At 69.6% G+C, this 12,281-nt stretch carries 9 protein-coding genes; 4 read left to right on the forward strand and 5 right to left on the reverse strand.

Annotated features, from left to right (window positions below):
• Positions 1–72: 72 nt before the first annotated feature.
• Together V7053_RS07615 and speB are read right to left on the reverse strand one after the other, a co-directional pair.
• Positions 73–1,776 (reverse strand): thiamine pyrophosphate-binding protein, encoded by a 1,704-nt coding sequence (locus tag V7053_RS07615; protein WP_334171668.1) that lies wholly within the window; start codon positions 1,774–1,776, stop codon positions 73–75.
• Complete coding sequence (gene speB, locus V7053_RS07620; RefSeq protein WP_334171669.1) at positions 1,773–2,798, reverse strand: agmatinase; 1,026 nt, start codon at positions 2,796–2,798, stop codon at positions 1,773–1,775. Before speB ends, V7053_RS07615 begins: the two co-directional genes overlap by 4 nt.
• A 223-nt stretch (positions 2,799–3,021) precedes the next feature.
• Here speB and V7053_RS07625 point away from each other — a divergent pair, with 223 nt between their 5' ends.
• Entirely contained in the window at positions 3,022–4,998 is a 1,977-nt protein-coding gene (locus V7053_RS07625) for an amino acid transporter (protein WP_334171670.1), read from the forward strand.
• Positions 4,999–5,211: 213 nt separating this feature from the next.
• Positions 5,212–6,069 (forward strand): endonuclease domain-containing protein, encoded by an 858-nt coding sequence (locus tag V7053_RS07630; protein WP_334171671.1) that lies wholly within the window; start codon positions 5,212–5,214, stop codon positions 6,067–6,069.
• A gap of 141 nt (positions 6,070–6,210) precedes the next feature.
• On the opposite strand, the gene V7053_RS07635 is transcribed toward V7053_RS07630, so the two are convergent.
• Both V7053_RS07635 and V7053_RS07640 read right to left on the reverse strand, forming a co-directional pair.
• The gene (locus V7053_RS07635; protein WP_334171672.1) at positions 6,211–6,786 is read right to left on the reverse strand and encodes a helix-turn-helix domain-containing protein; all 576 of its coding nucleotides are present in this window, start codon (positions 6,784–6,786) and stop codon (positions 6,211–6,213) included.
• A gap of 88 nt (positions 6,787–6,874) precedes the next feature.
• The gene (locus V7053_RS07640) at positions 6,875–7,897 is read right to left on the reverse strand and encodes a zinc-dependent alcohol dehydrogenase family protein (protein ID WP_334171673.1); all 1,023 of its coding nucleotides are present in this window, start codon (positions 7,895–7,897) and stop codon (positions 6,875–6,877) included.
• Positions 7,898–8,121: 224 nt separating this feature from the next.
• On the opposite strand from V7053_RS07640, the gene V7053_RS07645 reads away from it, so the two are divergent.
• Positions 8,122–9,243, forward strand: coding sequence for a VIT1/CCC1 transporter family protein (locus V7053_RS07645; RefSeq protein WP_334171674.1), 1,122 nt, complete (start codon positions 8,122–8,124; stop codon positions 9,241–9,243).
• Positions 9,244–9,439: 196 nt separating this feature from the next.
• Here V7053_RS07645 and V7053_RS07650 read toward each other — a convergent pair whose 3' ends face one another.
• Entirely contained in the window at positions 9,440–10,567 is a 1,128-nt protein-coding gene (locus V7053_RS07650; RefSeq protein ID WP_334171675.1) for an LOG family protein, read from the reverse strand.
• 86 nt (positions 10,568–10,653) lie between these two features.
• Between V7053_RS07650 and V7053_RS07655 the strand changes: the two genes are divergently transcribed.
• Positions 10,654–12,219, forward strand: coding sequence for a CehA/McbA family metallohydrolase (locus V7053_RS07655; protein WP_334171676.1), 1,566 nt, complete (start codon positions 10,654–10,656; stop codon positions 12,217–12,219).
• Positions 12,220–12,281: the final 62 nt, after the last annotated feature.

The following is a 12,281-nucleotide window of genomic DNA, read 5'->3' on the forward strand; positions in this document are numbered from 1 at the left end:
GAGGGCGGGACGGGAAGGAGGGCGGGCGGGACGGGAAGGAGGGCGGGCGGGACGGGAAGGAGGGCGGGCGGCCTACACGTCCAGGTGCGTGGGCGCGAACATCTTGAGCTGGGTCTCGACGACGACGACGTTCGGCCCGTCCGCGGCGAAGCCCGCCTCGAGCGCCTCCCGCACTTCCTCGGGCGCGACCTTCCGAGCGGGCACGCCGAACGACTCGGCGAGCTTGACGAAGTCGGGCCGCGCGAGCTCGGTCGCCGTCGCCTTGCCGAACGCGCCGACCATGTACTCGCGCAGGATGCCGTAGCCGCCGTCGTCGACGATGAGCCATGTGACGGGCACGTTGTGCTGGCGGGCGGTGGCGAGCTCGCTGATCGAATACATCGCCGAACCGTCGCCGGAGACCGCGAGCACGCGCGAGGGCTGGCCGATGGTCTCGAGGCCGACCGCGCCCCCGATTGCGGCCGGGAAGCCAAAGCCGAGGCCCCCCGCGCCCTGGGCCGAGTGGAACTGGCCCTGCCGAGCGTCCCAGCAGCTCCAGGCCCAGTAGGCAGCGATCGTCATGTCCCAGAAGGTCTGCATGTCGTCCGGCACAGCGGCCCGGAGATCAGCCATGAAGCGGAGCTCCTTGCCGAGGTCCTGCGACTCGAGGCGCGCACGGACGGCGGCGAGCGAGTCGGCGACAAGCTGTTCCGGCGTCTTCCCGTGCCAGTCGGGCTCGACCCCCCGGCCGCCCCTCGCCTGCTCGAGAGCGGCATCGAGGGCCGTGTTGAGGGCCGCAAGGGCCTGCCCGGCGTCCGCGCGGATCCCGAGTCCCGGGCGGTTCGACTCGAGGACGCGCGGCTCGGCGTCGATCTGGATGATGCGGCCCCGGGGCTCGAACGTGAAGTAGTTCGAGGTCACCTCGCCGAGCGAGGAGCCGACGACGACGAGCACGTCCGCATCCTCGAGCACCTCGGTCATGTGCCGGTCCTCGACCCACGACTGAAGCGAGAGGGGGTGCATCCAGGGGAACGCACCGTTGCCGCCGGGGGTGCTGATGACAGGGGCCCGCAGCCGCTCCGCGATCTCGAGCAGCGACTTCTCGGCGTGGCCCCGTCGGGTTCCGCCGCCCGCGATGATCGCGGGACGTTCGGCCGTCGCGAGCCATTTGACGGCCTCGCGCACGAGTTCGACGCGCGGCGGGTTGTCCGCTGCGATCGCGAGGGCGTCCTCAACGGGCGGGACGACGATCGGGTCGAGCAGCACGTTCTGCGGGATCTCGACCCACACGGGGCCCTGGGGCGAGGAGATCGCGTCGGTCCACGCGTCCTGGATCGCGGAGGGGATGCCGGAAGCGTGCTGGATCAGACGCTGGCTCTTGGTGACATTCGCGGCCGAGGCCTTCTGGTCGTCGAGCTGGTGGAGCATGCCCTTGCGACGCGCCCCAAGACCTTCGAGCGGGATCTGGCTCGCGATCACGACCATCGGCACGCCCGTTGCATAGGCCTCCTGGAGGCCGGCCAGCGACGTGAGTGCCCCGGGCCCAGTGGAGAGGAAGAGGACGCCGACCTCGCCTGTTGCACGGGAGTAGCCGTCCGCCGCGAAGGCCGAGTTGTTCTCGACCCGGCTCGAGACGAACTTCAGGTTGCCGCGGCCCATCGCGTCGAACAGGCCGAGGGCGTGCTGCCCCGGAATGCCGAAGACCGTCTTGGCACCGAGGGCCTCAAGCGTCTCGACGACGAGATCGCCTCCGTTGCGGTACTGATCCCGCTGCTCCGCCGCCGATCCTGCGCTCACTGGGCACCCGCCGTCGTCCGCTGGCCAGCACGCTCGGGGCGCCCGGCAGAGGGGCGCTTCGGGAGTTCGCTCATGAGGGAGACGAGGTCATACGCGACGTGGCTCGCGGCGACGCCCGTGATCTCGGCGTGGTCGTAGGCCGGGGAGACCTCGACGACGTCGGCGCCCACGAGGTTGAGTCCCCGGAGGCCGCGGAGGATCTCGAGGAGTTCACGGCTCGTGATGCCGCCGGCCTCGGGGGTGCCGGTGCCGGGCGCGTGGGCCGGGTCGAGGACGTCGATGTCGACCGAGACATACAGCGGGCGGTCGCCGATCCGGTCGCGGAGCTTCGCGACGACCTCGCGCACGCCCTGATAGTAGACGTCGGACGAGGTGACGATGCCGAAGCCGAAACGCCGGTCGTCCTCGAGATCGCGCTTGCCATAGAGCGGGCCGCGCGTGCCGACGTGGCTGAGCGCGTCGGTGTCGAGGATGCCCTCCTCGACCGCGCGGCGGAATGGTGTGCCGTGCGTGTACTCGGCGCCGAAGTACGTGTCCCACGTGTCAAGATGCGCGTCGAAGTGCAGGAGGGCGACGGGGCCGCCGGCCCGCTCGGCAGCGGCGCGGAGCAGCGGGAGCGCGATCGTGTGGTCGCCGCCGATCGTGAGGAGGCGCGCGCCGTCGGCCGTGAGGTCGAGGGCGTCCTGCTGGATCGTCTCGATCGCGGCGTTGATGTTGAACGGGTTGACGGCCATGTCCCCCGCATCTGCGACCTGCGCCTCCGCGAACGGGGAGAGGTCGAGCGCCGGGTTGTACGGGCGGAGCAGTCGGCTCGCCTCACGCACATGGTTCGCGCCGAAGCGCGCGCCCGGGCGGTAGGAGACGCCGCTGTCGAAGGGGACGCCGACGACCGCGACATCGACGCGCTCGACCTGGTCCAGACGGGGCAGCCGGGCGAACGTCGCGGCGCCGGCGAAGCGGGGGATGCGGGACGAGTCGATCGGTCCGATCCGACCGTTGTCCTCGATGCGCAGCTCTTCCAAGGGGTTCCTCCAGAGTTCTTGCCGTTGTGATTCACACTACAGCAGAGTTGCCTTTCATGCACCTCTTGTTTCCTCAGGAGGGGCGACGGTGAGGACGGCCTTCGGTTTCAGCCGCCAAGTCTGTGAGACATGCGACATGCGCAGTTAAGGATCCGTTAAAGCGCCGTCCCGGGCCGTAGCCCGGGCCTAGTCTCCCAGCAGGACCTTGGAAGAAGCAGGAGCAATGACGACACTGACCCGGCCGCCGGCCGAACCATCGGACCGCAGAAGGCACACGGGCGGCGGGTTCCGCGCCTGGCTCCTCGACGGCATGCCAGAGGCCTCTGGCCATCACCCCGGACCGCACGGCATCCCGAAGGAAGAGCACAAGCCATCGTCCTGGTGGAAGGTCATGTGCCTCACCGGCGTCGACTACTTCTCAACCCTCGGCTACCAGCCCGCGATCGCCGCCGTCGCCGCGGGGCTGCTCGCGCCCATGGCGACCGTCATCCTCGTCGCCGTCACGCTCGTCGGCGCGCTCCCCGTGTACCGGCGGGTCGCGAAGGAAAGCCACAAGGGCGAGGGCTCGATCGCGATGCTCGAGCGGCTCATGCCGCGATGGGGCGGCAAGCTGTTCGTCCTCGCGCTCCTCGGCTTCGCCGCCACCGACTTCATGATCACGATGACGCTCTCGGCCGCCGACGCAAGTGCCCACCTCATCGAGAACCCGTTCGCGCCGGAGTTCCTGCACGGCCAGCAGGTCATCATCACCCTCGCACTCATCGCTCTCCTCGGCGTTGTCTTCCTCAGGGGCTTCCGCGAGGCGATCAATGTCGCCGTCGTGCTCGTGGGGCTGTACCTCGTGCTCAATGCAGTCGTCATCGTCGTCGCGATCGCGCACGTCTTCACCGACGGGGTGACCGTCACCAACTGGTGGTCCGCCCTCATCACCCAGCACAGCAACCCGCTCGTCATGGTCGGGATCGCGCTCATTGTCTTCCCGAAGCTCGCCCTCGGCCTCTCCGGCTTCGAGACAGGCGTCGCGGTCATGCCCCAGATCAAGGGCAAGCCGGACGACACCGAGGCGTACCCGAAGGGGCGCATCCGCGGGACCCACCGCCTCTTGACCACCGCCGCCGTCATCATGTCCGCGTTCCTCATCACCTCGAGCTTCGTGACGATCCTGCTGATCCCGGAGCGGGAATTCCAGCCGGGCGGCGAGGCCGACGGGCGCGCCCTCGCGTTCCTCGCACACCAGTACATGGGCAACGGCTTCGGGACGGTCTACGACATCTCCACCATCGCGATCCTGTGGTTCGCCGGGGCATCGGCCATGGCCGGCCTGCTCAACCTCGTTCCGCGCTACCTGCCCCGCTACGGCATGGCCCCCGCGTGGACCCGCGCCGTCCGGCCGCTGACGCTCGTCTTCACGGCCATCGGCTTCCTCATCACGTGGATCTTCGATGCGAACGTGGACGCGCAGGGCGGCGCCTACGCGACCGGCGTCCTCGTCCTCATGACCTCGGCGGCGATCGCAGTCACCCTCTCCGCCAGGCGGAAGAAGCAGAAGCGCCTCATGTGGTTCTTCGGGGCCGTGAGCGCTGTGTTCACCTACACGACCATCGCCAACGTCCTCGAGCGTCCTGACGGCATCCGCATTGCCGCGCTGTTCATCTTGGGGATCATCGTGGTGAGCTTCGCCTCGCGCGTGCGCCGCTCGTTTGAGCTGCGGGCAACCCTCGTGCGGCTCGACGAACAGGCGCTCGAGTTCCTGGCCGAGATGGATCAGGGGCCGATCCGGCTCATCGCCCACGAGCCCAAGCGCCTGGACTCCGAGCGGTACCGGACCAAGCTCGAGCACGCGCGGGCCGCCAACCATCTGCCGGCAGACGCGGACATCCTGTTCATCGAAGTCGTCGTCGACGACAGTTCGGAGTTCGAGCAGGAGCTCGACGTCCGCGGCGTCAAGCGCCACGGCTTCAAGGTGCTCGAGGTGCACTCCAACAACGTGCCCAACACGCTCGCCGCGATCCTCCTGCACCTGCGCAACGTCACGGGCCTCATGCCGCACATCTACTTCCGCTGGACGGAGGGGAACCCTGTCATGAATCTCACGAAGTTCCTGTTCTTCGGCGTCGGCGAGATCGCTCCCGTGACGCGCGAGGTGCTGCGCGAAGCCGAGCCACGCGTGACCGAGCGCCCGTGGGTGCACGTGGGCTGAACCTCCCGCTCGCATTCCCGCCCGGTTGTGTCTTCCCAAACGGTCGGGAACGCCGCGTGCCCGCCGAGACACGGCCATCGGGGCTTCAGAAGCGGGCTGGAGCGCGGCGGCTGCGCGAGGCCACTGGCCCTCCACCCGCCTCTGTCCGGCGTGTCATCCACATAGCCTCCGCCGGAGCGCCGCCACCCGTCCTGCCCATGAGCTGCTGGTCAAATGGACCCTCTCCAGATCCTCAGCTCGCTAGGCGGTGTAGCGCGTTCGGCCGCCCTCCTCGACGCCGGACTGAGCCGGTCCGACCTGGACTTCCTGGCCCGGCACGTTGCAAGGCCCAAGCGCGGCGTCTATGCGGCTGCGGACTGCCGACGGGACTATCTGGCGGCCATCATGCACAACTCCGTGCTCACCTGCGCTTCCGCCGCACGCGACTATGGACTGTGGCTGCGCAAGGCTCCGGGCCAATACCACCTTGGCTGCGGGCACGGGCACTCGGCGAATCGTGGGGCGGGAGTCGCGCGCATCAGCGTCAAGATCCACAGGGGGCTTCGGTATCCGAAGCATCACTCTCTCCCTCTGGCCGCCCTCGAAGACGCGCTCCTCCACGCCCTCGGATGCCTTCCCCGAGAGGCCGCCGTGCCGCTTGTCGCATCGGCAGTCCGGCTCCACGGCGTCCGGACCGGGTTCCTCGAGGAGGATCTCGCCGCACAGAAATGCGGCCCCGCACTCCGGAGGCTCCGAGCGGTCGACTCGAGAGTCGAGTCCCTTCCCGAGGCCGAAGCCCTGCTTCTCCTCATCCCTCTCGCACGGGAACTCGGCTTGGAGGTCGAGCCCCAGGCACATGTACCAGGGGTTGGACGCGTGGACTTCCTCATCGGAGGATTCCTCATCGTCGAGATTGACGGGGTCGCCTACCACTCGGACAGGGCATCCGTCCGAAAGGACCGCCAACGCAACAACTCGGCCCTTCTGGGCGGGTACATCACTCTCCGCTACGTCCCGGAAGCCGTATGGAACGAGCCGGATCGGTTCGTCGCCGACGTGCGGGCTGCGCTCACCGGGCGGCTCTTCCGATGACTGCCCCGCTCCTGCCCGGTTGTGTTTTCCCAACCAGTCCGAAACGCGGCGTGTCGCCCCGGGCAGCAGAATCGGGCCTCAGAAGTGGGCTGGAGCGGAGGCTGACGCGAGGCTGACCGGCCCGCGGGGGTGTGGGACGGCCTACCGGCTCGCGGCCGGAACGAGGACCCAGAGGACGGTCGCTGGCTCGTCGGTCGGGTTGACCCACGAGTGCGGCTCGCGGCCCGGGAACGTGAGGGTATCCCCGGCCGAGAGCTCGTACCGGTCGTTGGTCATCACGAGCTCGATCTGGCCGCGCACCACATGGAGCACGTCCACGTCGCAATCGACGGCGTAGAGCTCGGACTCCCCCTTGCCCCGGGGTTCGATCTCCGCCTGGATGATCTGGAGGCGACGCTCGGACCGGGCGGTCAGGAGTCGCTCGACGATTCCCTCGCCGCCGAGTGAGATGCGTGGGGCCTCGTCCGAGCGCGTCAGGTGTGTCTCGGGCGTCGCGAACAGCTCGCCGATCGGGAGAGAGAGAACTTGGCACAGCGTCACCAGCGAGGACACGCTCGGCGAAGACTCGTCGCGCTCGACCCGGCTGAGGAAGCCCTTCGAAAGCCCGGCCGCCTCGGCCACCTGCTCGATGGTCATGCGCTGCGCCTCGCGAGCCGCTCGGATCCTCGAGCCGATCGCGATCGCGGCGTTGCTCGGCTCGACCGGCAGGGCTTTCATAGGCCGCCTCTCTGGCATCGCGCAGGCGCCAATGCCGCCTGCTGCTGGAGGTTGAGTCTATAGGACAACACTCGATGCCTGCTGGGAATCACCGCGCGAGGACGGCAGCCCCACTGAAGGCGCCGCGGGCGAGGTCCTCGAGCGCGCGGTCGGCCTCCTCGAAAGGGTAGGGCACGACGGCGGCCCGGAGCCTGAGGCGGGCAGCGAGGGAGAAGAGCTCCTCGCCGTCGCGGCGCGTGTTGGCCGTCACCGAGGTCAGCGTGCGTTCGCGGAAGAGATGCGCCTGATAGTCCAGGGCGGGGACGTCCGTGAGGTGAATGCCTGCAACGGCGAGCGTGCCGCCTTGCTCGAGCCCAGCGAGCGCGACGGGAACGAGTTCTCCCGCCGGCGCGAACAGGATGGAGGCATCAAGCGGCACCGGCGGCATTCCGTCAGCCGGCCCCGCCGACGCGGCGCCAAGCTCAAGGGCAAGCCGCCGGGCATCCTCACCCCGGGTGAGCACATGGACCTCGGCCCCCTGCGCGACGGCGATCTGAGCCGTCAGGTGCGCACTGGCCCCGAAGCCGTAGATGCCGAGCCGTCCTGCGGGCGGGAGGTTTGCGCGTCGCAGCGCCCGGTACCCGATGATCCCCGCGCACAGCAGCGGGGCCGCCTGCTCGACGGGCACCTCGTCCGGGATCCGATACGCGAACGCTGCGGGGACGGTCGCGTATTCGGCGTACCCGCCGTCGTCGTCCCATCCCGTGAAGCGCGCGTCGACGCACAGATTCTCACGCCCTGAGCGGCACCATCGGCAGAAGCCGCAGGTCTCGCGGAGCCAGGGAATGCCCACCCGGTCGCCGAGCGCGAACCGCCCCGCGCCCGGGGCGGCCTCGACGACACGCCCCACCGCCTCGTGCCCTGGCACGACGTGGGGCCGGTGCACTGGCAGGTCACCGTCGGTGACGTGCAGGTCGGTCCGGCAGACGCCGCATGCCTCGACCGCAACGAGCACCTCCCCGGCCCTTGGTCTCGGAACGGGTCGCTCGACGAGCCGGACGCGGGGACCTCCACTCACTCCGACGCTCTCCCATGCCCGCATGGCGGCGGGACGCACTTGCCCTTCTGTCATGGAAGCCTCCGTGCTGCTGGCCCGAGGGCGAGGACGCATGGCCAAATCGCTCAACGTCAGTCCTCACCTTAGGTAACGCCATCCGGAGTTGCCTAGGAGCCACGGTCTGGATTGAGGCGCACCGAAGTCTCGAGCGCGGGTGAACCGACCGAAAAGGCCCGGAAATCCGGGCTAAAGTGTCGTGGGCAAAGGGGCCCGAGACGACCACTCAGCCCAGGAGCACCATGCCGACAACGCCCCCCTCCGAACCCGCCCGCATGCCCCATCAGCCGACCCCCGCCGATCTCCGTCGGTGGCGCCAGTATCTGGCCGACGAGCGGGCCGAGGCCTCGATCTACCGCGCGCTCGCCGAACGCCGCGAGGGCGAGGAGCGCGAGATCCTGCTCGGGCTCGCCGACGCCGAAGGCCGGCACGAGGCACATTGGAGGGCTCTGCTCGGCGAACAGGCCGGCAAGCCCCGTCACGCATCGCTCAGCAGCCAGCTCCTCGGCTTCCTCGCGCGGCATTTCGGTTCAGTGTTCGTGCTCGCGATGGCGCAGCGAGCCGAAAGCCGGTCGCCGTACTCGACGGATCCCTTCGCAACTCCCGCGATGGCGGCGGACGAGCGGATCCACGAGGAGGTCGTGCGCGGACTCGCGGTCCGCGGGCGCACTCGCCTCTCCGGCTCGTTCCGCGCAGCCGTCTTCGGTGCCAACGACGGCCTCGTCAGCAACCTCTCGCTCGTGACCGGCATGGCGGCCTCGGGCGTCTCGAGCCATGTGGTGCTGCTCTCGGGCGTGGCGGGCCTGCTCGCCGGGGCCCTCTCGATGGGGGCCGGCGAATACATTTCGGTGCGCTCGCAGCGCGAACTGCTCTCGGCGTCGCGGCCCACGCAGGTTACCCTCACCGCGGCCCCCGCCCTCGACCTCGACCAGAACGAACTCGTGCTCGTGTACAAGGCCCGCGGCATGAGCCAGGCCGCGGCGGAGCACCGGGCGGCCGAGCGCCTCGGCTACTTCACGTGCGACTGCGACCCGAGCCTTTCACTGCAGCCAGAGCGCGCGGACGAGGAGGACGAGCACGAGGCGATCGGCTCCGCGTGGCAGGCGGCGGTCAGCAGCTTCTGCTTCTTCGCCTCGGGCGCGATCGTGCCGATCGTGCCGTTCCTGTTCGGGATGGTCGGGATTTCGGCGCTCACAGTGGCAGCCGCCCTGGTGGGCTTGGTGCTGCTGGGGACGGGCGCCGTCGTCGGCCTGCTTGCCGGGGCGTCCCCGCTCTGGCGGGCCATCCGGCAGCTCCTCATCGGTTTCGGTGCCGCCGCCGTCACTTACGTGCTCGGCTGGGTTTTCGGGGCGGCAGTGGGCTAACCGCTCGCGGCCCCTTCGGAGGGGCGGGTGCTTGGAGGGGCGGGTGAGGGTCCGCGACCCCGTCCGGGTGCCCCCCTTTCGTTGCGCCGTCACCTTTGCGGGGTGAAGACCCTGCAAAGCTGACGGCGCAACGAAGGAGGCGGCGCAGGCCGGGCGTGAGGCCTTACTCGGCGAGGGCCTTACTCGGCGTGAGGCCTTACTCGGCGAGGACCGCGACCGCCTCCTCCACGGAGTCGACGAGGTGCAGGCGGTCGGCCATGCCCCGTTCCCCTGCGAGGCTCCGCAGAAGCGGCCACGCCGGCAGTTCCTCCGTCCAGTAGCGCTTCCCCACGAGGACCATCGGGTTGATCGCCTCGGGCGTCGCGTAGTAGTTCTCGCACGCGTCCTGGAAGACTTCCTGAACGGTGCCGGCGGCCCCGGGAAGGAAGACCACTCCCCCATTGGCCTTCTCAAGCAGTACCGCCTCCCGGACCGCGTTGGCAAAGTACTTCGCGATGTGGGTCGCGAACAGGTTCGGCGGTTCGTGGCCGTAGAACCAGGTCGGGATGCCCAGGCTTGGAGTCCCACCCGAGTAGAGGCCGACGACGGCGAGCGCCGCCCGAGCCCAGGCGCTCACCGAAGGACGGAAGCCGGGGACGACCGAAAGCCGTCGGAGGGCGTCCTCGAGCGCGTCCTCCGGTTCGCCCGAGAGATAGGCACCGAGGTTGGCGGCCTCCATCGCGCCCGGGCCCCCGCCCGTGGCGACCACAAAGCCGGCCCGCGACACTCCGCGCCCGAGGCGAGCGGCGTCGTCGTACGTCTCGCTCCCCCGCAGCCCGGCGTGTCCGCCCATGATTCCGACGATCTTCCGCTTGCCGAACGGCCCCGCCAACGCATCCTGAAGGGATTCGCCGATGTGGTGGTCGTGCAGGGCCACCGACAGGGCGCTCTCGACGCCGGCCCGCCCCTGCTGCTTGGTCCACGCATAGATGAGGGCGTCCGGAGTCTCCTCGTAGGGCCGGAACTCGACGCCCTCGTAGAGCTCCGGTCCGGTGTAGAGCCCAGGACGGTAGGGATTGAAGGGCAGCCCCGGAATCGCGGGGAAGACGAGGGCGCCCCGCGCACGGAGCGACTCCTCCATGCCCGGCGAGAGGGTGCAGCCGAGGAACACGGCGCCCGAGGGGTCCAGCGCCTTGAGGGAGGTGGAACGGTCTGAGAAGTCGATCGACTGGAGGTGCCACCCCGACATCCGCCGGGCGCCTTCGGTCACGAGCCCGTCGAACTGCTCGAGCGACTCGACGTCGAGCGTCCGGGGCATCGGGCTGAGCGCGGGGGTGGCATTCATGGGGACAGATTAGTCGCGGAACATGTTCAGTCCCCGGCCTCATAGTGGTTCCCTACCGTTAAGTATGAGTCACCACCATGTCGCGGGTGACTTCCCCCTGCAAGGCCCACAGCGGCGACATCCCTGCCCTCCTGTCCACCTCGCGCCGGGGCTTCCTGGCAGCAGCGCTCACCGGCGCGGCGCTGACCTTGACCCCGATGACGTTCGCTGCCGCCGACACCGGCACGCAGAAGACCAAGACCATCACTGGCCACCTCGATCCCGGGGCGGCCGACTTCGTCTACCTCCCCGTCGACGTCCCGACCGGCGTCAACCGCATCAGCGTCTCGTACACGTACAGCAAGCCCTCCGTTCCCTCCGGCCTCCTGACGAACGCCTGCGACATCGGCATCTTCGACCAGCGGGGAACCGATCTCCAGGGGAAGGGCTTCCGCGGCTGGTCGGGCGGCTTCCGCACCGAGTTCACCATCAGCGCGTCGGACGCTACACCCGGCTACCTGCCCGGCCCCGTCAGCCCGGGCACGTGGAACGTGGCCCTCGGCCCGTACCAGGTCTCCGAGGACGGCATGGACTACAGCGTCACCGTCACCCTCGACTACGGGCCCGACGGCGCGCCGTACCAGCCGCAGTACCCGCCGCAGGCGATCGCCGGCCGCGGCCCCGGGTGGTACCGCGGTGATGGCCACCTCCACACCGTCTACTCGGACGGCAAGCGCACCCCCGACGAGGTTGCCGCCGGCGCCCGCGCGGCGCGCCTGGACTTCATGATCTCGACCGACCACAACACTCCCGCGTCCCACGGCGTGTGGGGCCCGCTCGCGGGGAACGACCTCCTGATCATGACGGGCGAGGAGGTGACCACGCGCAACGGCCATTACCTCGCCCTCGGCCTCAAGCCGGGCGAGTGGATCGACTGGCGCTACCGCGCCCGCGACAAGGGCTTCGAGGACGCCGCGCAGCTCATCCACTCGTCAGGCGGAATCGTGGTGCCCGCGCACCCGTACTGCCCCTACGTTGCGTGCCGGTGGAAGTTCGGGTACGACGACGCCGACGCCGTCGAGGTGTGGACGGGCCCCTGGACCGTGGACGACGAGTCCTCGGTCAACACGTGGGACTCGATGCTCGTGCACTCGGTCCGGACGAACGGGCGGTGGCTCCCCGCGATGGGCGACAGCGACGCGCACAGCGTCCCGCAGGTCATCGGCCTCCCGCACAACGTCGTCAACGCGGCGGCGCTCTCCCACGACGCCATTCTCGAAGGCATCCGCAGCGGCCGGTCCTGGATTGCCGAGTCCGCCGACGTCACGCTCGACTTCACCGTGAAGTCCGGCGGGAAGACCGCGGGCATCGGCGAGCGCCTCGACGTCGCCCAGGACGCGCCGGTGACGGTGACGGCGACCATCGGCGGCGTGCCGAACGGCGTCGTCCGCTTCATCACCGACGAGGGCCAGACGCAGCAGGTCACACTGCCCGCGTCCGGCCAGGGCTCGAGCACGTGGGTCACGACCCCGCAGCTCGCCGCCTACATCCGCGTCGAGGTCCGCCACCCGAAGAGCGACGGCACGTCCGGGAGCGGCACCGAGATGGGCACCGAGCTTCCGCTCGGCCCCATGGCCGCCCTCACGAACCCCATCTTCCTGGGTTCCAAGTGAGCGAACGACGACGGCGGGTCCCCTCTGTGAGGGCGGCCCGCCGTCGTCGTCCCCGGAACCTT

Source organism: Sinomonas sp. (genome assembly GCF_036848755.1).
Taxonomy (GTDB): Bacteria; Actinomycetota; Actinomycetes; order Actinomycetales; family Micrococcaceae; genus Sinomonas.